Raw genomic sequence first — 23,602 nt, 5'->3', positions numbered from 1 at the left:
AACTCCTCTTACTCGGCTGCGCCCATGAAGTCGATGTCCTGACCAGCTTTCAGGGTCACATAAGCCTTTTTCCAATCGGAACGACGGCCTACGCGTGCACCTGCGCGCTTGGTCTTACCCTTCATGTTCAGGGTACGGACGGTCTCAACTTCGACCTCGAACAGTTTCGCAACTGCAGCTTTGACTTCCGCCTTGGTGGCATCAACAGCAACTTTGAACACGATAGTGTTCTGCTTTTCTGCGACCATGGTGCTCTTTTCAGAGATGTGCGGAGCCTTCAGAACTTTCAGCAGACGCTCTTCACGGATCATGCCAGCATCTCCTCGATTTGCTTAACTGCGTCAGCAGTCATCAGAACCTTGTCGAAAGCGATCAGGCTGACCGGGTCGATACCGGCAACGTCACGCACGTCAACTTTGTACAGGTTACGAGCAGCCAGGAACAGGTTCTCATCGACTTCAGCAGTCACGATCAGAACGTCAGTCAGTTCCATTTCTTTCAGCTTGGCGATCAGTTCTTTGGTCTTCGGCGCTTCGATGCCGAACTTCTCAACAACGATCAGGCGCTCTTGACGTACCAGCTCGGACAGGATGCTACGGATAGCGCCGCGGTACATCTTCTTGTTTACTTTCTGGCTGTGATCTTGCGGCTTAGCAGCAAAGGTCACACCACCGGAACGCCAGATGGGCGAACGGATGGAGCCAGCACGGGCACGACCAGTACCCTTCTGACGCCACGGCTTTTTGCCGCCACCAGACACTTCAGAGCGAGTCAGCTGCGCACGAGTACCCTGACGGGCACCAGCGGCATATGCAACGACAACCTGGTGAACCAGAGCTTCGTTGAATTCGCGCCCGAAGGTAGTCTCGGAAACTTCAAGAGCGCTCTTGGCGTCTTTCATTACCAATTCCATTACTATCTCCTCAGACGTTACGCTTTGACGGCAGGTTTGACGATCACGTTGCCGTTGGTTGCACCCGGTACTGCGCCTTTGATGAGCAGCAGGTTGCGTTCAGCGTCAACACGAACCAGTTCCAGGTTCTGAGTCGTTACACGCTCAGCACCCATGTGACCAGCCATCTTCTTGCCCTTGAATACACGGCCCGGGGTCTGGTTTTGACCGATGGAGCCAGGTACACGGTGGGACAGGGAGTTACCGTGGGTCATATCCTGGGTACGGAAGTTCCAGCGCTTAACAGTACCGGCAAAACCTTTACCCTTGGATGTGCCGGTAACGTCTACCAGCTTAACGTCAGCGAGAAGATCTACTTTCAGCTCGCTACCAACAGTGAAAGTTTCACCGTTGTTCAGGCGGAATTCCCACAGACCGCGACCGGCTTCTACACCAGCTTTGGCGAAGTGGCCAGCTTCCGGCTTGGTTACGCGGCTGGCTTTCTTGGCGCCAGTGGTAACCTGAATAGCGTTGTAGCCGTCGGTTTCTACAGATTTGACCTGAGTTACACGGTTAGCTTCAACTTCGATAACAGTCACCGGGATAGAAACGCCATCTTCAGTGAAGATGCGAGTCATACCCACTTTGCGACCTACAAGACCGATTGTCATTGTTATCAACCTCTTTCCGTAATTAACCCAGGCTGATCTGGACGTCTACACCAGCTGCCAGATCCAGACGCATCAGAGCGTCAACGGTCTTGTCAGTCGGTTCAACGATGTCTACCAGACGCTTGTGAGTGCGGATCTCGTACTGATCACGCGCGTCTTTGTTGACGTGCGGGGAGATCAGAACGGTGAAACGCTCTTTGCGAGTCGGCAGCGGGATAGGACCGCGAACCTGCGCGCCAGTGCGCTTAGCAGTTTCAACGATTTCCGCAGTGGATTGATCGATCAGGCGATGATCAAAAGCCTTCAGGCGGATACGGATTCTTTGGTTCTGCATTGACAGAGCTCCAATAGATAAAAGAACATAAATCAACACCGCCCGACCGGGATTACTCCCGCCAGAGGTGTGATTTTTCACGTTTCCTCCCATATCGGGAGGACTGTATGGCTGGCAACTCGTAAACGGGAAGCTCAGCAAGCAGACATATCGTCTGGCTGCCTCATGGGCAAGCGGAGAGGATTATACGGATTTTTTCCACTCACGCAAGTGAAGGCGGACAGATTGTGCGCAATTTTATGTGACAGATGGATCTCGCCAACGGCTGGGCAAGCCCTTGCCTGGCAGGGGTAACGACAATGTTGCAAACAGGCTGATAGACTGCGCCCTCGCCCCTGTCTGCGGAACCCATCCCATGCTCAAGAATCAGAAGAAAGCCTACCAGTACGGGCTCTGTGCCGTCGCCCTCTGGTCCACGGTGGCCAGCGCCTTCAAGATCTCCCTCGCCTACTTTGAACCGGTACAGCTGCTGCTGGTCGCGGCCTGCACCTCGACCCTGACCCTGGGGTGCATCGTGGCCTGTCAGGGCAAACTGCCGCTACTGCTCGACTACATCAAGAGTCGCCCCCTCTACTACCTCGCTCTCGGGGTCCTGAACCCCTTTCTCTATTACCTGCTGCTGTTCAAGGCATATGATCTGCTGCCCGCCCAGCAGGCGCAGACTCTCAACTACACCTGGGCCATCACCCTCAGCCTGCTGGCCGTTCCCTTCCTCGGTCAAAAGCTGCTCCGCCGCGATGGCGTCGCCATCGTGCTCGGCTATTTCGGCGCCCTGGTGATCGCCACCAGGGGGAACGTGTTCGGTCTGCAGTTCGACAGTCCGCTCGGCGTCACGCTGGCGCTGGTGTCGACCCTGATCTGGGCCGGTTACTGGATCCTCAACACCCGCAATCAGGGGGATCCCGTCGTCAGCCTGCTGCTCGGCTTCCTCATCAGCCTGCCCTTCATCATCGTGGCGACCTGGTTGCTCTCGGACTTTGCCATGACTGCCTGGCAGGGATGGGCTGGCGCCATCTATGTGGGGCTGTTCGAGATGGGTTTCGGTTTCGTGCTCTGGCTGATGGCCCTGCGCCACGCCACCAACACGGCCCCCATCAGCAACCTTATCTTCATCTCGCCGTTTGCCTCTCTGGTGCTGCTCAACCTGTTGATCGGCGAAACCATTCACCCGGCAACCCCCATCGGGCTGGTTCTCATCGTCGCCGCCCTGCTTATCCAGCAACTCAAATATGGCAAGCGCTACCGCAAGGTGAGCGACCCCCACCCCTGACAGACAAAGGGCGTATCCCTCGATACGCCCTGCTTTCAATCCATCCACTCCAGCGGCTGGTTCTTGGGTAGCCGGATCTCCACCTGCAAGCCCCCCAGTTCGGAGCGCCCCAGCCTGATGGTGCCGTGATGCTGGGAGACTATCTTGGCAACGATGGCCAGCCCCAGCCCACTCCCGCCACCGGTGCGCGCCACATTGCCCTGGGTGAAGGGCTTGAGCACCCGGGAGTAGTCCTCTTCTGCGATCCCCGGGCCATTGTCGGAGAGTCGCAGCCGCACCCAGTGGCCATCATCCCTGAGCTCGGCCTGCAACCGGGTCGCGCCATAGCGCAGGGAGTTGCCCGACAGATTGTTGAGGATACGGCGAATGCTGATGGGATGGCAGGCCACACGCACCGCCTCCTCCGGCAGGAGCAGCTCCACTTCCAGTCCCTGATCGGTCTGCATCAGCAACGCATCGTGAATGAGCTGGGTCAGGTCGACGGGCCGGGCATCGAGCCCCTCGTTCGGGCGAATGTAGTCGATGAACTGATCAATGATACCGTTCGACTCATCGATGTCCGCATTGATGCTCTCCTTGAGGTACTCATCCCCCGAGGACATCATCTCGGTCGCGAGACGAATGCGGGTGAGAGGGGTGCGCAAATCGTGGGATACCCCGGCCATCATCAGGTTGCGCTCCTCGATCAGCCCTTTGATGGAGCTCGACATGTGGTTGAAGGTGCGGGTCAGGCGGCGCACCTCCCGCGAGCCCTGCTCCCCCAGGGCATCGGGAAAGTTGCCGCGCGCCACCGCCACGGCCCCCGCTTCCAGATCCTCCAGCGGTCGCACCAGCTGACGGGCAAAACGCCAGGCTGCAAACAGGGTCACCACCAGCAAGACGCTCATATAGAGGATGAGCGGTTCAATGTCGTCATCTTCAATTTCAGTCAGGGGAATGCGCACCCACATCTGGCTGGCCTGGGGAGGCTGGATCCAGATGATGTAGTGATCCTGGATTTCAACTCTGACCCTGGTATCCCCTTTCAATTCGCGGCTGATGCTCTGCTCCAGATAGGGGTAGGGCTTGGAATCATTCAGCCCGTGCTGCTCCGCCTCGCTCTGGGTATAGATGTCGCTGCCAGTGGTCACATAGACCAGCGCCTCGGCATCTTCACTGAGCGCCAGCTGGTTGTTGTCCACCGGAAAGATGAGCTTGACCTGGTTTGCCAGCAGGTGGCTGATCTGCTTGACGGTCGGCGCCAGCAGGTAGTTGTAGAAGGTAACGTAGGAGACGACTTGATAGACCACCAGCACGGCAGCCAGAAACCAGAGCATGCGGGAGAACATGCTGCCCACTTTCTTCATGCGTTCTCACCGTCCGGTACGAACACATACCCCAGACCCCAGACGGTCTGCAGATAGCGAGGCTGGGCCGGGTCCTGTTCCAGCAGGCGGCGCAGGCGGGAGACCTGCACATCAATGCTGCGCTCGGTGGCCGTGTACTCGCGACCACGGGCCAGGTTCATCAGCTTGTCACGGGAGAGCGGTTCGCGAGGATGACTCACCAGCACCTTGAGCACGGCGAACTCCCCGCTGGTCAGGGCAACCGGTTCGCCATCACGGCTCAGTTCACGGGTCGCCAGATTGAGCTGGTAGGCCCCAAAACTCACCATCTTCTCCGCCGCGGAAGGGGCGCCGGGCAGCTCCACGGTATGGCGGCGCAGCACGGCGCGGATCCGGGCCAGCAGCTCACGGGGGTTGAACGGCTTGGGCAGATAATCGTCGGCCCCCATCTCCAGACCGACGATGCGATCCACTTCGTCCCCCTTGGCGGTGAGCATCAAGACAGGGATCTGGTTGCCGGCCTCGCGCAGGCGGCGGCAGATGGAGAGGCCGTCTTCCCCCGGCAGCATCAGATCAAGCACCATCAGGCTGAAGTTTTCACGCGTCAGCAGGCGATCGGCCTGCTCCCCGTTGGCGACACCTCGCACTACAAACCCCTGCTCGGTGAGGTAGCGCTCCAGCAAGGAACGCAGTTTCAGATCGTCGTCCACCACCAGGACCTTGTATTGCTGACTCATTGCCACCTCTCTTTTCTGTCTCCCCCCATACTAGAGCCGCCCCCTGCAACCACAAAGCATAAATATGTTACCGGTTATTGCCCTCATTCGGCCCCGGAGCCGGGAAGGATGGATGGCCAGCTCTGCTTTTTGCTCGACAGCGCGGCGACAATGACTAAGATCCCGAGCAACCGGATGCAATTGGCGAGGGAGTGATAACTCCATGAAAACCAAACTCATTACCCGTGAAGGCTACACCAGGCTCCGGCAGGAGCACGACATGCTCTGGCGGGAGGAGAGGCCCGATGTCACCAAAAAAGTGGCCTGGGCGGCGAGCCTGGGTGATCGCAGCGAGAATGCCGATTACCAGTACAACAAGAAACGCCTGCGGGAGATCGACCGCCGGGTTCGCTACCTGCGCAAGTGCCTGGAAGAGCTGACCATAGTCGACTACTCCCCCTCCCAGGAGGGCAAGGTCTTCTTCGGCGCCTGGGTCGAGGTGGAAAACGACGAGGGTGAGACCAAGCGCTTTCGCATTGTCGGCTATGACGAGATCTTCGGCCGCAAGGATTACATCTCCATCGACTCCCCCATGGCCCGTGCCCTGCTCAAGAAAGAGGTGGGCGATGAAGCCATGGTGCGAACGCCAGTGGGTGACGCCTGCTGGTACGTCAATGAGATCAGCTATTCCCAATGAGCCAGCCACCGTCATACCGGCGGTCACCGCCCAGGGCGGGCAGGAGAGCCAACCCGGCGAGCTGAAGACCCCCTCCCAGCCTTGTCGGCCAGGGTGGCATCCCGCTGCCCGACCCCATATAGTGCTCACACCCGGCGCCTTGCGGCGCCAACCGGCCCGCGCGGCAGTGGCCTGGCAGGTATCTAAAGTATCGCCAGGACAGACCCCCTGTTCGGCGACATAGCCCCACGCTGGCCAGTTAGACAGGACCCGACCAAGAGACCCTCCATGCAAAGCCACGTAATAGAACATCAGATCGCCGGTGAGCTGAATGCCCGCCCGGAACAGGTGCAGGCAGCCGTTCGCCTGCTGGACGAAGGCGCGACCGTTCCCTTCATCGCCCGTTACCGCAAAGAGGTGACCGGCGGTCTGGACGACAGCCAGCTGCGTACCCTGGAGAGCCGCCTCGGCTACCTGCGTGAACTGGCGGATCGCCGCCAGGTGATCCTGCGCTCCATCGAAGAGCAGGGCAAACTGACCCCCGAGCTGGCCCGCGAGCTGAACGAGGCCGACAGCAAGACCCGTCTGGAAGACCTCTACCTCCCCTACAAGCCCAAGCGCCGCACCAAGGGACAGATGGCCATCGAGGCGGGGCTGGAGCCACTGGCGGATTTGCTGCTGGGTGACCCCATGAAGGATCCCGAACAGGAGGCGGTTCGCTTCCTCAATGCCGAGCAGGGGATCACCGACGGCAAGGCCGCCCTCGACGGTGCCCGTTACATCCTGATGGAGCGTTTCGCCGAGCAGGCGGATCTCCTCGAGAAGCTGCGGGACTACCTGTGGCAGAACGCCACCCTGCGTGCCCGCGTGGTGGCCGGCAAGGAGCAGGAAGGGGCCAAGTTCAAGGACTACTTCGAACACGACGAACCCCTGCACAAGGCCCCCTCCCACCGGGTGCTGGCCATGTTGCGCGGTCGCAACGAGGGGATCCTCAACCTGGCGCTGGTCACCGGCGAGGATGAGGGTACCAGCCCCTGCGAAGGGATCATCGCCCATCACCTCAGACTCAATCTGCAACACCGCCCGGCCGACAAGTGGCTGCAGGGGGTGGTGAGCTGGACCTGGAAGATCAAGCTCTCCTTGCAGATGGAAACCGAGCTGATCGGCCGCATCCGCGAGTCAGCAGAGGAGGAAGCGATCAAGGTGTTCGCCATGAACCTCAAGGATCTGCTGATGGCGGCACCGGCTGGCATGCGCTGCACCATGGGGCTGGATCCCGGCATCCGCACCGGGGTCAAGGTGGCGGTGGTGGATGCCACCGGCAAGCTGGTCGATACCGCGACCATCTATCCGTTCGAACCCAAGCGTCATGTGGATCAGAGCCTCAAGACCCTGAACGAGCTGTGCCAGAAGCACAAGGTCGAGCTCATCAGCATCGGCAACGGCACCGCATCCCGGGAAACCGACCGCCTGGTGAGCGATCTGTTCGAGCGCTACCCGGCCACCAAGGCGCAGAAAATCGTGGTCAGTGAAGCGGGGGCATCGGTCTACTCCGCCTCCGAGCTCGCCTCCCAGGAATTCCCGGATCTCGACGTCTCCATTCGTGGCGCTGTCTCCATCGCCCGCCGTCTCCAGGATCCCCTGGCAGAGCTGGTCAAGATCGATCCCAAGAGCATAGGTGTGGGCCAGTACCAGCACGACGTCGGCCAGAGCCAGCTGGCCCGCCGCCTCGACGCGGTGGTCGAGGATTGCGTGAACGCGGTGGGGGTGGATGTGAATACCGCCTCGGTCGCCCTGCTCAACCGGGTTTCCGGCCTCTCCCAGACCCTGGCCCAGAACATCGTCGCCTACCGCGACGAGAACGGCGCCTTCCAGCATCGTCAGCAGCTGCTGAAAGTAAGCCGACTCGGGCCCAAGGCATTCGAGCAGTGCGCCGGCTTCCTGCGCATTCGGGGCGGCAGCAACCCGCTGGACGGCTCGGCGGTGCACCCGGAATCCTACCCGGTGGTGGAGCGGATCCTCGCCAAGCTGGAGCAGACCGTGGACAGCCTGCTCGGCAACAGCAGCCTGCTGCGCACCCTCAAGCCCACCGACTACACCGACGAGCAGTTCGGGGTGCCTACCGTCACCGACATCATCGGCGAACTGGACAAGCCTGGCCGCGACCCGCGTCCCGAGTTCAAGACCGCCACCTTCAAGGAAGGGGTGGAGAAAATCAGCGATCTGGTGCCCGAGATGGTGCTGGAGGGTGTGGTCACCAACGTCACCAACTTCGGCGCCTTCGTCGACATCGGCGTCCATCAGGACGGGCTGGTGCACATTTCTTCCCTCACCGATCGCTTCGTCAAGGATCCCCGCGAGGTGGTCAAGGCCGGTGACATCGTCCGGGTCAAGGTGCTGGAAGTCGACGTACCGCGCAAACGCATCAGTCTGACCATGCGTCTGGATGAAAAAGCCGGCCAGCCTGCACGCAAACCGGCCGAGCCGCGTCACACCGGCAACGCCCGACCGAAACAGGCGCCCCGTCAGAGCGCTCCGACCGAGGGTGCCATGGGCAACGCCTTCGCGGCTGCCCTGTCGAAACTGAAGAAATAAGCCCCCAGAATGCAAAAAAGCCCCGAAAGGGGCTTTTTCATGCCTGCACGGAGCGGGATCAAACGTCCTGACTCAGGCTATGCGGGGAGGCTGGCCTCACCGCTTGCTGATAGTGCCTGGCAATCACCTGGTTTCGATTGTCCATATAAGCACCGAGCGGGCCTGTGGTTTCCTGCCTGAGGGTCATCAGATCCTTGCGGGCCTGTGCCTCCTTGCCAGAGGCGGCACGGGCCACACTCATGTCTTGTGATGATGGTTCATCGGGAGCCAGTGCGGCGGCACGCACCTGCTGCATCTTGGCGATGGTCGCGGCGGGATCCCCGGGAATGGTCCCCATGTCGATGACCACCTCCCCCCCGGTGGCATAACGCTTGCCATCCGGCCCACGGGAAAACTGGTAGGTAGGGCTCCCCGCATGCTCGCCGCCGGCTGCCTGGTGAGCCTGCTCATGCTTGCGAACTTCGAGATCCCGTTCGACCAGCGCAGCCACCTGACGCTGCTGCTGCTTTTGCTGCTCCTGCTGTTCACCCTCCTGACGTTGTCGACGCTCCCCCTCCTCCCCCGTTGCCTCGACAAAACGGTGCGCCACCATCACGGGGCCGGTCTGGCCGTTCTCTTTCGTGGACGAGGATGGGGTGGCGGGATTGGCCTGGGCGGCCCGGGATCTCTCTTTCTGGGAACCGACACCGGACTCGGCGTTGGACGCTTCGCTCTGGCGGCTGGGGGGCACCAGTTCTGCACGGCGGTTGTCAGTCTGCGCCGATTCCGTCTGCGGCTGCAGTTGATTCGGAATGATGGTCGGCAGACTGACGTTGATGTTCATGTCACACCCGGATATCGATCAGGGTGCCCAGCATGTCGCTGGCCGTCTGGATCACCTTGGCGGATGCCCCGGCATGCAGCTCGGCCACCTTGAGATTCACCAGTTCATCCGGCAACTGCACCTGATCACCCGCTGGCGTATTGAGACGGGCGATCTGGCTGGACGCCTGGCCCGCTAACTGCTCGGCCCGTTGGAACCCCTTCACGCCCGCCGTCATGGCTGATTCGATACGCATTGGCACACTCCTCTATAGGGTTGGCTAATTATCCATCAACCTGACGAGTTATTGAAGCCTGCCGCTCAAATCTCAGTCAATGAACTGCCGCAGGAGGGTGATGAACTGCTCTGGATGGGAGATGAAGGGGGCATGGGATGCCTTCTCCAGCACCAGACTGTGGCTGGCAGGGTAACGCGCATCCAGCAAGGGAATGGCGGCCTTCGGCACCAGGGTATCCAGCCTGCCGTAAAGACGCAGCCAGGGCAGATCCAGGCCGATCAGTTCATCCCGCAGATCGACCTCGGCCAGCAGGCCCAGACCAGCCTCCAAGGCCGCAAGCCGGGGAGCGGGTCGCTCCGCCAGCCAGTGACGCAACTGGCGAATGTCGTTTCTGGCGTGCTCGCTGCCCATGGCCTGGATCGCGAGGAAGCGCTCTATGGTCTGCATGAAGTCGCCGGCCAGCATCTGGTTGAACCCCGCCAGCACCTTGGGGGCAATCCCGGGCCACTCGTCGCGGGCCATGAAGCAGGGAGAACTGGCTACGGTAATGAGAGAGTGAAGGCGTTCAGGCATGGTCAGCGCCAACTGACTCGCCACCAGACCACCGAGGGACCAGCCGAGCAGATGGCATTTTTCAGGCAATATGGCCGCCACCTGCTCTGCCAGCCAGGGCAGGGTGTAGTCTGTTCCTGCTTGCAGGGGGCTGTTGCCAAAGCCGGGCAGGTCCACCAGATGCAGCCGATAGTGGGCAGCCAGTTCTTGGGCAATACCGTGCCAGACGGCCCCGTTCATGCCCCAGCCATGCAACAACACCAGGTCCGGGCCCTGGCCAAACCGCTCAACCGATACGCTCATCTAGACTCAAGATCCCTGTTTATCTGCTTGGAGCCTGCATGTTAAAGCGGCTGCTCGCCAAAGCAAGTCCGATCCTTGGCACCCAGTCCGACTGGCTCGGTCTGTGCCTGCTCTGTCGCCAGCCCTGTGACGAGACGCCTTTGTTGTGCTCCTGGTGCCGCCACGCCCAGCGCCAACACGACAGACGATGCCTGATGTGTGCAGCACCGCTGCCGGAGCAACATCGCGAGAGCGAACTGCTGTGCGGACGATGCCAGCGCAGACCCGCCCCCTGGGAGCGTTTGCAGGTGATCGGCGATTATCAGGCACCTTATGCCCAGCTCATCCCCCGGTTGAAGTATTCCGGTCAGATCCTGCTCGCGCCGCTGCTTGCCCGCCTGCTGGCAGACCATCTGGACCTCGCCAGTCCGCCGCAGGTCATCATTCCGGTTCCCCTGCACTGGTGGCGCCAGTGGTGGCGCGGCTTCAATCAGGCAGAAGAAATCGGCCATGCCCTGAGCGCACTCACCGGCATTCCTTGCGACACCCGCGTACTGCGCCGGACAAGGTCGACCCCGCAACAGACCCGGCTCAGTGCCGGCCAGCGGCGACGCAATCTGCGTGGCGCCTTCGAAATAGAACCTCACCACTACCGGCATGTGGCACTGCTCGACGATGTGGTCACCACGGGCGCCACCGCAGGTCAACTCACCCGGTTGCTCCATGAGCACGGCGTCACCACGGTAGAGGTGTGGGCCATCTGCCGTACCCTCCGACACCTGAAATAACCGGGCAGGGATCCGGCCCGGGAGTCCGCTGGCGGCATGATTCCGATACGCCCGGGCTCACAGGCTCGCCATCGGCACGCTACCCAAGCCCCGCCAAGCGAGTTATCATGAATACCCTAGTCGTACACTCAGGTTTATGAGGATAGTGATGATCAGCATTTCCGACACCGCCCAGGCCCACTTCCGCAAGTTGCTGGAGAAGCAGCCTGATGGCACCAACATCCGGGTGTTTGTGGTCAATCCGGGAACCCAGAATGCCGAGTGCGGCGTATCCTATTGCCCACCCGACGCGGTCGATCCGGAAGATCAGCACCTGCCGTTCAGCGGCTTCGACTGCCTGGTCGATCCCCTGAGCGCCCCCTTCCTGGTGGATGCCACCATCGATTTCGTCACCGATCAGATGGGCTCCCAGCTCACCCTGAAAGCCCCGAACGCCAAGATGCGCAAGGTGGCCGATGACGCCCCGCTGATCGACCGTATCGAGTACGTGTTGATGTCCGAGGTGAACCCCATGCTGGCCGGTCACGGCGGCAAGGTCACCCTGGTCGAGCTGACCGACGACAAACTGGCCATCCTGCAGTTTGGCGGCGGTTGCAACGGTTGCTCCATGGTCGACTACACCCTGAAAGAGGGGATCGAGAAGCAGTTGCTGGAGAAATTCCCGGGCGAGCTCAACGGCGTCAAGGATGCCACCGAGCACCAGCGCGGCGACCACTCCTACTACTGATTTGCCCCCTTGCGGCAAAGAAAAGGCCCCGCCAGCTGGCGGGGCCTTTTGCATTCTGCGGCTGGCAGATCACTCGTCCTTCTTGTCTCGCGACAGCAGGGCGATGGCCGCCTCTTTCGGATTCTTGCCCTCGTAGAGCACCTTGAAGATCTGTTCGCAGATGGGCATCTCGACGCCACAGCGGGCCGCCAGCAGATGTACTTCCTTGGTGTTGCGATAGCCTTCCACCACCTGGCCTATCTCGGCCATGGCGGTGTCAACCGACTTGCCCGCTCCCAGCGCCAGACCAAAACGGCGGTTGCGCGACTGGTTGTCGGTACAGGTCAACACCAGATCCCCGAGCCCCGCCATCCCCATGAAGGTCTTGGCATCGGCCCCGAGGGCGGCGCCGAGGCGCTGCATCTCCACCAGACCCCGAGTGATGAGCGCGGTTCTGGCGTTGGCGCCAAAGCCGAGTCCGTCAGAGAGACCGGCACCGATGGCGATGACGTTCTTGACCGCCCCGCCCAGCTGCAGACCGATGAAGTCCGGATTGGTATAGACCCGGAACGAGCGGCCGCAGTGCAGCAGGTGGGAGAGATCGTCGGCAAAGTCGTCGTGGGTCGAGGCCACCGAGATGGCGGTCGGCAGACCGGCAGCCAGCTCGCGGGCGAAGGTCGGGCCCGAGATGACCGCCAGTGGAATGGCATCCCCCAGCACCTCCCGCGCCACCTCTTGCAGCAGACGGCCGCTGTCCGGCTCCAGCCCCTTGGTGGCCCAGGCGATCCGGGTATCCGGGCGCAGGAAGGGTTTGACCCGGGCCAGTACCTGGCCGAACACATGGCTCGGCACCACCAGCAGCAGCACGGGAGCGGCTTGCACCGCCGCCTGTAGATCCGACGTCAGTTGCAGATCGGCCGGGAAGGGGACATCCGGCAAGAATGCCTTGTTGCAGCGATCCTGTTCCAGCTCGGCGACATGGGCAGGGTCGTGACCCCACAGCAGGGTCGGATGACCATTGCGCGCCAGAGAAATGGCAAGGGCGGAGCCATAAGACCCCGCCCCCAGGACCGAGATTGTGATCTGGTCGGCCATTATCAGGCTTCCGCAGTCGCCTGCTGGGCCTGTACCTGCGCCATGTGCTGGGCGAACAGGGCGTCGAAGTTGACCGGAGCCAGGTTCAGTTGCGGGAAGGAACCCTTGCTCACCAGGTTGGACACCGCTTCGCGGGCATACGGGAACAGGATGTTCGGGCAGAAGGCCGCCAGGCAGTGGGCCAGTTGCGGCTCCGGCAGGTTGCCGATGGTGAAGATGCCGGCCTGCTGCACTTCGCACAGGAAGGCGGTCTCGGTTTCCAGCTTGCAGGTGACAGTCAGGGTCAGCACCACTTCATAGACGCTGTCGGCCAGGACATTGGTCTTGGTGTCCATGTCCAGCTTGACGTCCGGCTGCCACTCTTTCTGGAAGATGTGCGGAGTATTCGGGGCTTCGAAGGAGACATCCTTGGTGTAGACACGCTGGATGTGGAATTCCGGTTGCACTTCCTGGTTGTTGATTTCGTCAGCCATTTCGTTTGATTCCTTTTTAAGATAATGAGTGGGCGCAGGCCCTTAAATCAGCGTTTTTTGGTCACCGGCAGATTGTCTGCACGCCATTGGGCCATGCCACCGCTGAGCACATACACCTGCTTGAAACCGGCCTTGCTCAGTTGGCGACCCGCGCCACCAGCGGTCATCCCCGACTCGCACACCACTATGATGGGGGCATCCTTGTGCTTTTCAACCGGACCCAGATTATTCGCCTGGATCTGGGCGAGCGGCAGGTGATGGGCCCCGGCCAGATGGCCCTTGGCAAATTCATCCTGACTGCGGATGTCCACGACGGTGGCATTTTCACGGTTGATAAGCAGGGTGGCGGCGTGGTTGTTGACCGCCTTCACCGGAGAAAAACGAGCACGCACAGTGGTATACACCAGGGTGCCTGCCAGGCCCAGCCAGGCTGCGGTCAGCAGCGGGTTGCGGGCCGCGAAATCCAAATACTCTTGCATCTTCTACTATCCAGGGACCAAGACAAGGGCCCGAGTATACATGGGGCCCTGCATAAGATCAGCCATCTTGGCGGCAAAGCGAGAGCAAGCTCCCATCAGGGATTGCCCCCGATTCTTCCTCCTCCAACCGGGCCGGACGAGAGGCTGAGCCATGTCGAAAAGAGGAGGGAAACAGAGGAAAACCCACCGCGGCAGACAAGCCGGCAACATGCCTAAAACAGCGGGATAACAGTTAAAAACCGAGGCTGGATAGGGACTTGGCTATCAGGTGACTATTTCGGCAGATGTAGTAATATTACGCTAGTTTCACTTCCCGCAATTCATTCCTATCCGAGAGGACATAGCCTTATGTCAACAGCTAAGAAACCGCTGGTTCTGGTCATTATGGACGGTTGGGGCTACAGCACCAAGCAAGAGTACAACGCCGTCGCTGCCGCCAAGACCCCCAACCTGGATCGCCTGGCCCGTGACTACACCAGCACCCTGATCTCCGGCTCCGGCCTGGACGTGGGTCTGCCGGACGGCCAGATGGGCAACTCCGAAGTGGGCCACACCAACATCGGTGCCGGTCGTGTCGTCTATCAGGAGCTGACCCGCATCTCCAAGGACATCCAGGAAGGCGTCTTCTTCCAGAACGTCGAGATCGGCAAGGCTGTCGACGCCGCCGTGACCAAGGGCAAGGCCGTGCACATCATGGGTCTGATGTCCCCGGGTGGCGTACACAGCCACGAAGAGCACATCATGGGCATGATCGAGATGGCCGCCAAGCGTGGCGCCGAGAAGATCTACTTCCACGCCTTCCTGGATGGCCGCGACGTGCCGCCGCGCAGTGCCCAGTCCTCCATCGAGCTGTTCGACGCCCTGTTTGCCAAACTGGGCAAGGGCCGTTTCGCCTCCATGATCGGCCGCTACTACGCCATGGACCGCGACAACCGCTGGGATCGCGTACAGCAGGCCTATGATCTGATGACCTTGGGCAAGGGCGAATTCACCGCCGACAACGCCACCGACGCGCTGGCCGCCGCCTATGCCCGCGACGAGAACGACGAGTTCGTCAAAGCCACCCGCATCGGCGACGCTGTACCGATGATCGACGGCGATGCGCTGATCTTCATGAACTTCCGTGCCGACCGCGCCCGCGAGATCACCCGCGCCTTTGTCGATACCGACTTCACCGGCTTCGCCCGCACCGCCACCCCGGCCCTGCACTTCGTGATGCTGACCGAATACGCGGCCGACATCAAAACCGCCTGCGCCTATCCGCCCACCGCCCTGGTCAATACCCTGGGTGAGTGGCTGGCCAAGCAGGGCAAGACCCAGCTGCGCATCTCCGAGACCGAGAAGTACGCCCACGTCACCTTCTTCTTCAACGGTGGCGAAGAGGCCTGCTTCAGCGGCGAAGATCGCGAAATCGTGGCGAGCCCGAAAGTGGCTACCTATGACCTGCAGCCGGAGATGAGCTCCGAAGAGCTGACCGACAAGCTGGTTGAGGCCATCAAGAGCGGCAAGTACGACGTCATCATCTGCAACTACCCGAACGGCGACATGGTTGGCCACACCGGCGTGTTCGATGCGGCCGTCAAAGCCTGTGAAGCGGTCGACCACTGCATCGGTCGCGTCACCGACGCCCTGGCGGAAGTGGGTGGCGAGTGCCTCATCACCGCCGACCATGGCAACGCCGAGAAGATGATGGACGAAGAGACTGGTCAGGCCCACACCGCCCACACCAATCTGCCGGTTCCCCTCATCTACTTCGGTCGTAAAGCCGAGGTCGCCGAAGGTGGCAAACTGTCCGATCTGGCCCCCACCATGCTGACCCTGATGGGTCTGCCGGTGCCGCCGGAAATGACTGGCAAGCCCCTGATGATTCTGAAATAATCCTGCCCCATGCGGGGATGCGAAATTATTTCACAGAAAACCAGTCGCGTCGGCCTGTTGGCCGGCGCGCTGTTTTTTTGCCTGATCGGCGGTACCGGCACAGCCCAGGCTGCGAACCAGCAGTTGGGGGCCATGCAGTCCCAGATCAAGGAACAGCAACAGACCCTCAAGCTCAGTAAGCAGGAGCTTGCCAAGCTCAACACCCAGCTCAAGGCTGACGAGCAGGCCATTTCGGCTGCCGCCGCCAAACTCGAGCAGACCAGACAGCAACTCCGGCAGAACCAGCAGAAGCTGGCGTCCCTGCAGCAAGACAAGCTGGCACTGGAGCAGCAAGCAAAACACCAGAAGCAGTTGCTGGCCAAGCAGGCGGAAAGCGCCTTCCAGGCGGGCAACCACGATTACCTCAAACTGCTGCTCAACCAGCAGGATCCGGCCAAACTGAGCCGCGCCCTCGACTATTTCGACTACCTCAACAAGGCCCGTATCGAGGCCATCGAAGCCCTGCGCGCCACCCGTGACAAGCTGGCCAAGAACCAGCAGGCCACCAGGGAGACCGAGAACCGCCTCCAGACCCTGCTCGGCGAGCAGCAGGAGCATCACCAGAGCCTGCTGGCCAGCCAGCAGAGCCGTGCCAAGGTGCGCAACCAGTTGCAGCAATCGGTGCAGGCCGACGAGCAGAAGCTCGACAAGCTGGTCAAGGCGGAGAAGGCGCTCAAGGCGCGGCTGGAAGAGCTGCGTCGTCAGCAGGAAGAAAAGGAACGCCGCGAACGGGCCGAGCGGGAGCGCCTCGCCAAGATCAAGGCCGAGCAGGAGCGCCAGCGCCGTCTGGAGGCCCAGCGCCTGGCAGCCGAACAGAAACGCATCGAGGAGCAGCAGCGGATCGCCGCCCAACAGCGCCAGGTCGGCGAACAGCAGCGGCTGGCGGCCCAGCAGCAACGCGTCGCCGAACAGCAGGCCAAGGTGGCGCAGCAGCAAGCAGCCGCCCGCAACAGCGCCAAGGCAAGCAGCAACGGCTACGGCGGTCTGAGCACGGGTGGCAACCTGCGCTGGCCGGTGCAGGGCCCCATCCTCATCTCCTACGGCTCGCCACGTACCGCCGAGCTGAAGTGGAAGGGCACCCTGATCGGCGCCAGCGAAGGGACCCAGGTCAAGGCGGTGGCACCGGGACAGGTGGTCTACGCCGACTGGCTCGACGGCTTCGGCATGCTGCTGGTCATCGACCACGGCAAGGGTTACATGAGCCTCTACGGCCACAATCAGTCGCTGCTGCGACAGGTGGGACAAAAGGTGGAGCAGGGTGAGCCCGTGGCCCTGGTCGGCGACAGCGGCGGACAGGAGCGCTCCGGCCTCTACTTCGAGATCCGCTATCAGGGCGAGGCCATCAACCCGACCAAGTGGCTGGCCAGACGCTAAGCCCGCCTTGGCGGTGCCCGAGTGGAGTCCGCTACCTCATCTCCAGCCCTTCTCCCGCGAGGGGAGCAGGGAGCAAAAGACAGCAACACCGCGTCGTTTACCACTTCACCTGACAAAAAGTCTGCATCGCTCAGACTTTTTGCTTGGCAGGGGAGGCACCACACCGCCCGCCCCGATGATGAAAACTTACCTCTTTTCCACCCCGCTCAGGGGAAGACCACCAGCCCGATCTGCTCCAGCAGCCCCTGCTGCTGATCTTCAGTGATCTGCACCCCGGCGAGGTTGACCCGGCGCAGATCCAGGCCGGGCAGATCGCACTGGCGCAGATCGCAGCCTTGCAGGTTGAAGCTGGTCCAGTCGATTTGCCCGAACTCGGAGCCACTGAGATCCGAGCCCGCCAGGGAGGCGCCCAGCAGGTTGGCCCCCTGCCAGCGGTTGCCGGCAAGCTCGCACCGCTCCAGCAGGCAGCTTTCGAAGTTGGCGTAGCTGAAGTTGTTGCCGGTGAGGTGGGCTTCGCAGAAGTAGCTTTTGGCGGTGATCCGGTTGGCGAAGCTGGCATGGGCGAAGTTGATCCCCATGGCCTGGCAGTCGCGCATCTCCAGCCCAAGACACTGGCTGCGGCCGAAGTCTGCCAGGGTGAGATCGCAGCGCAGGAAGCTCGCCTCCCTCAGATCGCAGCCCTGAAACAGGCATCCCAGCTCCCGTTCCCTGTCATAGAAGCTGCAGTCGACGAAACGGCTCTCCCCGAGATCGAGCCAGGAGAAGTGACAGCCGATGAAGCGGCACCCCTGGAACTGCTCCCCCTCCACCTCTTGCTGCTCGAAGTGGACCCCCTCGAAACACCTGCCCTTGATCATCCCCTGGCCCCTGTTGATGGCGTCATATGCTGACATTGCCGTGCAAAAACGGTAATGTTACGTGTAACATTTTTTGCCGGATCCCCAGATGAACGACACCCGCAAGCGCCGCCCTACCCTGCAGGACATTGCCGACCTGACCGGTGTCACCAAGATGACCGTCAGCCGCTACCTGCGCGACCCGTCCGCCGTGGCCGAAGGGACCCGCGAGCGCATCGCCGCCGCGGTGGAGGAGCTCGGCTACATCCCGAACCGGGCGCCGGACATGCTGTCGAACGCCACCAGCAAGGCGATCGGCATCCTGATCCCCTCCCTCTCCAACCAGGTCTTCTCAGCGGTGATCCACGGCATCGAGGCGGTGACCCGGCCCGCCGGCTACCAGACCCTGCTCGCCCACTACGGCTACAGCCCGGAGCGGGAGGAGGAGCAGGTCGCCTCCCTCCTCTCCTACAACGTGGACGGGCTCATCCTCTCGGACACCCAGCACACCGAGCGCACCCGCAAGATGATCGCCACCGCCGGCATCCCGGTGGTGGAGACCATGGATCTGCCCCTCTCCCCCATCGACATGGTGGTGGGCATGGATCACCGGGCCGCCGCCCGGGCCATGGTAACAGAGATGCTGCGCCGGGGACGGCGCAAGGTGATCTACCTCGGCGCCCGGCTCGACGTGCGCACCCAGCTGCGAATGGAAGGCTACTACCAGGCGATGGCCGATTTCGGTCTGACCGGCCAGCACCTGCTGACGGAGCAATCCTCCAGCTTCACCCTGGGGGGAGAGCTACTGGCCCAGGCCATGGCGCGCTTCCCCGACCTCGACGGCCTGTTCTGCACCAACGACGACCTGGCGGTGGGGGCCCTGCTGCAATGCCAGGCCAGGTGGATCCCGGTGCCCCAGCAGGTGGCCATTGCCGGCAGCAACGCCCTCGACATCGGCCACGCCATGACCCCCAAGCTCGCCAGTATCGTCACCCCCCGCGAGACCATAGGTCGCGAAGCCGCCATCATGCTGCTAGCCCGCCTCGGCGGCCAGCCGCTGGCGACCAGGTGCAAGGACATCGGCTTCTCCCTCTATGAGGGGGAAAGCCTCGGCTGATCCCCGGCCATCATGGCGCGTTCGACCGCCATGATGGCGCCTTCTCCCCTCTCCCCTCGCCTCCCCTGGCCTATGCTGGCTCCTCCATCCACCCTGTCAGGAGCAGACCATGCACCACACCGAACGATTGAAAGCCTGCCTGCAGCGCGTCATCTGCGATCCCGCCTTCCCCCTGGCGGAGCTCAACGCCTGGTTCACCCCCGACTACTGCCAGGAGGTGAACGGCGAGCGGCTCGACTACCCGGCGTTTCACCAGCACATCGCCACACTGCGCCGCCATCTGGCCGGGGCGAGCATCGAGTTTGTCGCCACCCTGGCGCAGGGGGAGCGGGTGCACTCGACCCATGTGGTGCGGGCCACCCGCCAGGACGGCGGCACCCTGGTCTGCAAGGTGAGCGGCCTCTTCACCTTTCGCGGCGATCGGATCTGCCACACCGACGAGGTGACCTGTCTGCTGGCAGGCAGCAAGGAGGATGCGGATATCGGCTCGCGGCGCTGACTGCCGGCAACCCGCAGACACCGCCATGGCGGGCAGGAAGGCAGATAATGCGCCCTCAGGCCGCCGGTTCGCGCCGGGCAAGGCGCTGGAGGGCGCGGGACAAGGCGCCGGGATCCTCGTAGCCGAGCCGATCGGCGATCTGGGCCAGCGTGAGCCCCCGGTGCTGCAACTGGCGCGCCCGTCCCAGCACCACCTGCTCCCGCCACTGGCGAAAGCTGCACCCCAGCTGCTAGAGGAAGAGCCGGTTGAGGGTACGCACCGAGGCGCCGCAATCTGCCGCCAGCGCCGTCAGCGCCGTCAGCGTCAGATGGATGGCGGGTGCCTGGCACACCCTGTCCAGCACCCGCAGCAGGCGCGGGTCCAGCGCCCCGGCGAGGGGAATGCGCGCCGCGAGCGGGTCGGCGCGCTCCAGCTCCTGGCCAAGCACCGTCAGATAGGCCCCTTTCACCTCCTCCTCGGCCAGCTCGGACAGGCGGGCGAAGAGGCCCGCCAGCAGCGGGCTGGCCTGCAAGGGGCCGAAGGCGGTACGGGCCGGCGTCGGCACATAGAGGAGGGAGAGTCGGGAGCGGCGCAGCACGCGAAACTCGTGCTCCCACCCCGCCGGAATAAAGCAGATCTGGCCCGCCACCAGCAGTTCTCCCTCCCCTCGCCCCGTGATGATGCCGCCCCCGTCGTGCAGATAGCAGTATTGGGCATGGGGGTGGCAGTGCAGCGCGGTGAAGTGCCCTTGCGGGTAGGATGGATGCAGACAGGACATGAAGGCTCCAGGGGAGAGGGGCGGCCCCCGACCTTAAGCCAGGGCGAGGCCGGAAGCAAACGGCCCACCCCCTCCGGGGGCGGAAAAACAGCAGGCCACCCGGGGGTGGCCTGTTTAATTTTTCTAAACGATATTTGCTTAGCGTTTAACCAATTCAACCGCTTCCCGGGAGAGGCGGGTCACCTCCTCCCAGTTGCCGCTCTTGACGGCGTCTGCCGGCAGCATCCAGGAGCCGCCGACGGTGGCCACACATTTCAGCGCCAGGTAGTCGGCCACGTTTTTCGGGCCGATGCCGCCGGTGGGGCAGAATTTCACCTGGGGCAGGGGCGCCGCGATGGCGGAGAGTGCCTTGGTGCCGCCGTTCGCCTCGGCCGGGAAGAATTTGAGGTGGTCGTAGCCCGCTTCCAGCGCCTGCATCACCTCGGACGGGGTGGCCACGCCCGGGATCAGCGGCGCCGTGCTCTTGGCCGCGTGGGCCAGCAGGGCCGGGGTCATGCCCGGGGAGATGACGAAGCGGGCACCGGCAGCGACGGCGGCATCAAACTGCGCGCAGTTGAGCACGGTACCGGCACCGACCATGGCATCCGGCATCGCCTTGGCGATGAGGGCGATGGCGTCCAGCGCCACCGGGGTGCGCAGGGTGATCTCGAACACCGAGATGCCGCCATCCAGCAGGGCCTTGGCCATCGGCAGGGCCTGCTCCAGGTCGTTGATGACCATCACGGGTACCAGGGGGGAGGCGGCAAACACCTCGGCAGGGGTCACTTTCCAGTTCTGCATAGCTCTTCCTTAGTCAAAGATGGTGGCGCCGCACTCGGCGCTCGATACCGCGCGACGCATCACGCTGAACAGTTCACGGCCCCACCCCTCTTGTTCCAGGGTGAGGTCGATCTCGGCCTGGGTACGGCCGCTCAAATCGGTCAGGCAGTCGAGGCGGCCAGACTCGGCATCCACCCGCAGCAGGTCGCCATCGGCGAGCAGGCCGATGGCCCCGCCGTGCAGGGCTTCCGGGGTGACGTGGATGGCGGCCGGGATCTTGCCGGAGGCGCCGGAGAGGCGGCCGTCGGTGACCAGGGCCACCTTGTGACCCGCCTTCTGCAGGTTGCCAAGCACCGGCATCAGCTTGTGCAGCTCCGGCATGCCGTTGGCGGCCGGGCCGTTGTGGCGCACCACGATGACGGCGTCCTGGTTCAACTCACCAGCCTTGTAGGCCGCCTCCACCGCATGCTGGGAGGAGAAGACCCGGGCCGGGGCCTCGATGACCCGATACTCGGGCGCGACGGCGGAAACCTTGACCACGGCGCGGCCCAGGTTGCCCGCCAGCAGCTTGGTGCCGCCGGTGGCCTGGAACTCGCTGCCAGAGGGGGAGAGCACGCTCGGATCCGCGCTCTCGCCCACCGGTTGCCACACCAGCTTGCCATCCACCAGTGCCGGACGGCTGAGGTAGTCCTGCATCTCGCCGAAGACCGGGGTTGCATCCATGTGGATCAGCCCCTCTTCGGCCAGACGACGCATCAGGCCGGGCACGCCCCCCGCCTGTTCGAAGGCGTTGACGTCCGCCGGGCCGTTCGGGTACATGCGCACCAGGAGCGGCACCACGTCGGAGAGATCGCTCAGGTCGTCCCAGGTCAGCTCCAGCCCGGCGGCGCGGGCCAGCGCCACCATGTGAATGCTGTGGTTGGTGCTGCCGCCGGAGGCGAGCAGGGCCACCAGGCCGTTGACCAGGGCGCGCTCGTCGATCACCGCACTCAGGGGGCGATAGGCCGGGGAGCCCGGGATCATGGCGCTGATGCGGCGGGCCGCTTCCTCGGTGAGGGCGTGGCGCAGCTCGCTGTGCGGATGTACGAAGGCGGAGCCCGGCAGCATCAGGCCCATGGCTTCGAACACCAGCTGGTTGGTGTTGGCGGTGCCGTAGAAGGTGCAGGTGCCCGCCGCGTGGTAGGCGCCGCACTCCATCTTGAGCAGGGCGTCGCGGCCCACTTCACCGGCAGCGTACTGCTGGCGCACCTTCACCTTCTCGTCGTTGCTGATGCCGCTCGCCATGGGGCCGGCAGGCACGAAGGCGGTGGGCAGGTGGGCGTGGGAAAGCGCCCCCATGATCTGGCCCGGGGCAATCTTGTCGCAGATACCGAGCAGCAGGGTGGCGTCGAAGGTGTTGTGGGAGAGGGAGACCGCGGTGGCCTGGGCGATGAGATCCCGGGAGAAGAGGGACATGTCCATCCCCGGCTGACCCTGGGTCACGCCGTCGCACATGGCGGGTACGCCGCCGGCAACCTGGGCACTGTGGCCGAGCTCCGCCAGGGCGCCCTTGATGATGTCCGGGTAGCCCTGATAGGGCTGATGGGCACTCAGCATGTCGTTGTAGGCGGTGACGATGGCCACGTTGGCGCGGGTCATGTCGAGGATCCGCCCCTTCTCGTCACAGCTCGAGGCGGCCACGGCGTGGGCCAGGTTGCCGCAGGAGAGGGAGGCGCGGGTCTTGCCCTGATCGGCCTGGCGCTGGATGCGGGCCAGGAAGCGGGCACGGCGGGCGGTGCTGCGCTCGCGGATGCGGTTGGTCACCTGGGTGATCACGGGATGGGTCATAGCTTTCTCTCCAACTCTATATACGGGCGCGGTCGGCCTCAGCCGGGCGCGCGACATGGCTCATTGCGCCTGCGTCAGCGCGGTGACGGCACGGTCGACCACCTGTTCGAAGGTCCCGTCGATATCGATGCGAAACACGCCGGGCTCGCCATCCGGTCGCTCCAGGGTATCAAACTGGCTTTGTACCATGGCTTCGCGCATGAAATGGCCCTGCCGTGCCCGCATCCGTTCGAGAATGAGGGACTGGCTGCCATCCAGAAACAGGAAACTCACCGAGTCATTGCCCTCGCGGATCTGGTCGCGGTACTGCTTCTTGAGGGCCGAGCAGACGATGACACCGAGCTCGTTCTTACGCTCCAGGCTGTAGGCCGCATCGCGGATCCGCTCCAGCCAGGGGGCTCTGTCTTCATCGTTGAGCGGGTTGCCCGCCGCCATCTTCTGGATGTTCGCGCGAGGGTGCAGATCATCGCCGTCGATGAACTTGGCCCCCAGGGCATTGGCCACCTTGAGGCCGATGCTGGACTTGCCGCTGCCACACACACCCATCACGATAATGCACTTGCCCGCCATTATTTGACCTCTCTCTCACTTTTCAAAAAACGTTCGCCTGATGGGTTCTAAG

27 protein-coding genes are annotated in these 23,602 nt (G+C 62.8%); 9 read left to right on the top strand and 18 right to left on the bottom strand.

The window, feature by feature from the left end:
• Positions 1-8 precede the first annotated feature (8 nt).
• The 4 genes from rplW to rpsJ are packed head-to-tail and all read right to left on the bottom strand — an operon-like array spanning position 9 to position 1,897.
• Positions 9-311, bottom strand: a complete 303-nt coding sequence (gene rplW / locus C3F36_RS11555; protein WP_005307955.1) for a 50S ribosomal protein L23 — start codon at positions 309-311, stop codon at positions 9-11.
• Positions 308-913 (bottom strand): 50S ribosomal protein L4, encoded by a 606-nt coding sequence (gene rplD / locus C3F36_RS11550; RefSeq protein WP_005340616.1) that lies wholly within the window; start codon positions 911-913, stop codon positions 308-310. The genes rplW and rplD overlap by 4 nt, the downstream gene beginning before the upstream one ends.
• Positions 914-930: 17 nt before the next feature.
• The gene (gene rplC / locus C3F36_RS11545; protein WP_010672559.1) at positions 931-1,563 is read right to left on the bottom strand and encodes a 50S ribosomal protein L3; all 633 of its coding nucleotides are present in this window, start codon (positions 1,561-1,563) and stop codon (positions 931-933) included.
• A 22-nt stretch (positions 1,564-1,585) separates the two neighbouring features.
• Positions 1,586-1,897, bottom strand: a complete 312-nt coding sequence (rpsJ, locus tag C3F36_RS11540; protein WP_005307944.1) for a 30S ribosomal protein S10 — start codon at positions 1,895-1,897, stop codon at positions 1,586-1,588.
• Between the two features lie 355 nt (positions 1,898-2,252).
• On the opposite strand from rpsJ, the gene C3F36_RS11535 reads away from it, so the two are divergent.
• The gene (locus tag C3F36_RS11535; protein WP_104455105.1) at positions 2,253-3,167 is read left to right on the top strand and encodes a DMT family transporter; all 915 of its coding nucleotides are present in this window, start codon (positions 2,253-2,255) and stop codon (positions 3,165-3,167) included.
• Positions 3,168-3,202: 35 nt separating this feature from the next.
• On the opposite strand, the gene envZ is transcribed toward C3F36_RS11535, so the two are convergent.
• Together envZ and ompR are read right to left on the bottom strand one after the other, a co-directional pair.
• Positions 3,203-4,513, bottom strand: coding sequence for a two-component system sensor histidine kinase EnvZ (envZ, locus tag C3F36_RS11530; RefSeq protein WP_010672557.1), 1,311 nt, complete (start codon positions 4,511-4,513; stop codon positions 3,203-3,205).
• Positions 4,510-5,229 carry an osmolarity response regulator transcription factor OmpR gene (gene ompR, locus C3F36_RS11525; RefSeq protein ID WP_010672556.1) on the bottom strand — a complete coding sequence of 240 codons (720 nt, stop codon included), beginning with the start codon at positions 5,227-5,229 and terminating at the stop codon, positions 4,510-4,512. Before ompR ends, envZ begins: the two co-directional genes overlap by 4 nt.
• A gap of 202 nt (positions 5,230-5,431) precedes the next feature.
• Between ompR and greB the strand changes: the two genes are divergently transcribed.
• Complete coding sequence (greB, locus tag C3F36_RS11520) at positions 5,432-5,905, top strand: transcription elongation factor GreB (protein ID WP_104455104.1); 474 nt, start codon at positions 5,432-5,434, stop codon at positions 5,903-5,905.
• A gap of 267 nt (positions 5,906-6,172) precedes the next feature.
• Positions 6,173-8,479, top strand: coding sequence for a Tex family protein (locus C3F36_RS11515; protein WP_104455103.1), 2,307 nt, complete (start codon positions 6,173-6,175; stop codon positions 8,477-8,479).
• Between the two features lie 58 nt (positions 8,480-8,537).
• Here C3F36_RS11515 and C3F36_RS11510 read toward each other — a convergent pair whose 3' ends face one another.
• The 3 genes from C3F36_RS11510 to bioH form a co-directional block, all read right to left on the bottom strand.
• Entirely contained in the window at positions 8,538-9,302 is a 765-nt protein-coding gene (locus C3F36_RS11510; RefSeq protein WP_104455102.1) for a putative metalloprotease CJM1_0395 family protein, read from the bottom strand.
• A gap of 1 nt (position 9,303) precedes the next feature.
• The gene (locus tag C3F36_RS11505) at positions 9,304-9,537 is read right to left on the bottom strand and encodes a flagellar biosynthesis protein FlgE (RefSeq protein WP_103858164.1); all 234 of its coding nucleotides are present in this window, start codon (positions 9,535-9,537) and stop codon (positions 9,304-9,306) included.
• Between the two features lie 72 nt (positions 9,538-9,609).
• Positions 9,610-10,374, bottom strand: coding sequence for a pimeloyl-ACP methyl ester esterase BioH (gene bioH, locus C3F36_RS11500; RefSeq protein WP_041212176.1), 765 nt, complete (start codon positions 10,372-10,374; stop codon positions 9,610-9,612).
• 38 nt (positions 10,375-10,412) lie between these two features.
• Here bioH and C3F36_RS11495 point away from each other — a divergent pair, with 38 nt between their 5' ends.
• Together C3F36_RS11495 and nfuA are read left to right on the top strand one after the other, a co-directional pair.
• Positions 10,413-11,141, top strand: coding sequence for a ComF family protein (locus C3F36_RS11495; RefSeq protein WP_045522393.1), 729 nt, complete (start codon positions 10,413-10,415; stop codon positions 11,139-11,141).
• Positions 11,142-11,289: 148 nt separating this feature from the next.
• Positions 11,290-11,868 (top strand): Fe-S biogenesis protein NfuA, encoded by a 579-nt coding sequence (gene nfuA, locus C3F36_RS11490; RefSeq protein WP_010672549.1) that lies wholly within the window; start codon positions 11,290-11,292, stop codon positions 11,866-11,868.
• 69 nt (positions 11,869-11,937) lie between these two features.
• Here nfuA and gpsA read toward each other — a convergent pair whose 3' ends face one another.
• Genes gpsA through C3F36_RS11475 form a run of 3 tightly spaced genes read right to left on the bottom strand, consistent with a single transcriptional unit; the run spans position 11,938 to position 13,894 of the window.
• Positions 11,938-12,942, bottom strand: coding sequence for an NAD(P)H-dependent glycerol-3-phosphate dehydrogenase (gene gpsA, locus C3F36_RS11485; protein WP_069784166.1), 1,005 nt, complete (start codon positions 12,940-12,942; stop codon positions 11,938-11,940).
• Between the two features lie 2 nt (positions 12,943-12,944).
• On the bottom strand, positions 12,945-13,415 hold the full coding sequence (gene secB, locus C3F36_RS11480) for a protein-export chaperone SecB (RefSeq protein WP_010672547.1): 471 nt from the start codon (positions 13,413-13,415) through the stop codon (positions 12,945-12,947).
• Between the two features lie 47 nt (positions 13,416-13,462).
• On the bottom strand, positions 13,463-13,894 hold the full coding sequence (locus tag C3F36_RS11475) for a rhodanese-like domain-containing protein (protein WP_010672546.1): 432 nt from the start codon (positions 13,892-13,894) through the stop codon (positions 13,463-13,465).
• Positions 13,895-14,242: 348 nt separating this feature from the next.
• On the opposite strand from C3F36_RS11475, the gene gpmM reads away from it, so the two are divergent.
• Both gpmM and C3F36_RS11465 read left to right on the top strand, forming a co-directional pair.
• A complete protein-coding gene (gpmM, locus tag C3F36_RS11470) occupies positions 14,243-15,772 on the top strand; it encodes a 2,3-bisphosphoglycerate-independent phosphoglycerate mutase (RefSeq protein ID WP_104455101.1) in 1,530 nt (509 codons plus the stop codon).
• Between the two features lie 9 nt (positions 15,773-15,781).
• Complete coding sequence (locus tag C3F36_RS11465; RefSeq protein WP_039039497.1) at positions 15,782-17,185, top strand: peptidoglycan DD-metalloendopeptidase family protein; 1,404 nt, start codon at positions 15,782-15,784, stop codon at positions 17,183-17,185.
• 206 nt (positions 17,186-17,391) lie between these two features.
• On the opposite strand, the gene C3F36_RS11460 is transcribed toward C3F36_RS11465, so the two are convergent.
• Positions 17,392-18,042 carry a Qnr family pentapeptide repeat protein gene (locus C3F36_RS11460; RefSeq protein WP_104455100.1) on the bottom strand — a complete coding sequence of 217 codons (651 nt, stop codon included), beginning with the start codon at positions 18,040-18,042 and terminating at the stop codon, positions 17,392-17,394.
• Between the two features lie 88 nt (positions 18,043-18,130).
• On the opposite strand from C3F36_RS11460, the gene C3F36_RS11455 reads away from it, so the two are divergent.
• Together C3F36_RS11455 and C3F36_RS11450 are read left to right on the top strand one after the other, a co-directional pair.
• On the top strand, positions 18,131-19,138 hold the full coding sequence (locus C3F36_RS11455) for a substrate-binding domain-containing protein (protein WP_039039499.1): 1,008 nt from the start codon (positions 18,131-18,133) through the stop codon (positions 19,136-19,138).
• A 109-nt stretch (positions 19,139-19,247) separates the two neighbouring features.
• The gene (locus C3F36_RS11450; RefSeq protein ID WP_104452032.1) at positions 19,248-19,637 is read left to right on the top strand and encodes a nuclear transport factor 2 family protein; all 390 of its coding nucleotides are present in this window, start codon (positions 19,248-19,250) and stop codon (positions 19,635-19,637) included.
• 55 nt (positions 19,638-19,692) lie between these two features.
• Here the strand turns inward: C3F36_RS11450 and C3F36_RS23835 are convergent, their stop codons facing one another.
• From C3F36_RS23835 to C3F36_RS11430, 5 genes are all read right to left on the bottom strand, one after another.
• Complete coding sequence (locus C3F36_RS23835; protein ID WP_234888197.1) at positions 19,693-19,863, bottom strand: helix-turn-helix domain-containing protein; 171 nt, start codon at positions 19,861-19,863, stop codon at positions 19,693-19,695.
• Between the two features lie 3 nt (positions 19,864-19,866).
• On the bottom strand, positions 19,867-20,394 hold the full coding sequence (locus C3F36_RS11445; RefSeq protein WP_233759645.1) for a cupin domain-containing protein: 528 nt from the start codon (positions 20,392-20,394) through the stop codon (positions 19,867-19,869).
• Positions 20,395-20,532: 138 nt separating this feature from the next.
• Positions 20,533-21,174 carry a bifunctional 4-hydroxy-2-oxoglutarate aldolase/2-dehydro-3-deoxy-phosphogluconate aldolase gene (locus tag C3F36_RS11440; protein ID WP_039039502.1) on the bottom strand — a complete coding sequence of 214 codons (642 nt, stop codon included), beginning with the start codon at positions 21,172-21,174 and terminating at the stop codon, positions 20,533-20,535.
• Positions 21,175-21,183: 9 nt separating this feature from the next.
• The gene (gene edd, locus C3F36_RS11435; RefSeq protein ID WP_039039503.1) at positions 21,184-22,980 is read right to left on the bottom strand and encodes a phosphogluconate dehydratase; all 1,797 of its coding nucleotides are present in this window, start codon (positions 22,978-22,980) and stop codon (positions 21,184-21,186) included.
• 60 nt (positions 22,981-23,040) lie between these two features.
• Positions 23,041-23,550, bottom strand: a complete 510-nt coding sequence (locus C3F36_RS11430) for a gluconokinase (RefSeq protein WP_039039504.1) — start codon at positions 23,548-23,550, stop codon at positions 23,041-23,043.
• Positions 23,551-23,602: the final 52 nt, after the last annotated feature.

Source organism: Aeromonas sp. ASNIH2 (assembly GCF_002934795.1).
In the GTDB taxonomy this organism is placed as follows: Bacteria; Pseudomonadota; Gammaproteobacteria; order Enterobacterales; family Aeromonadaceae; genus Aeromonas; species Aeromonas caviae.
Note: the sequence above shows the minus strand (reverse complement) of the source record. Positions and strands in the feature narration are given on the sequence as shown.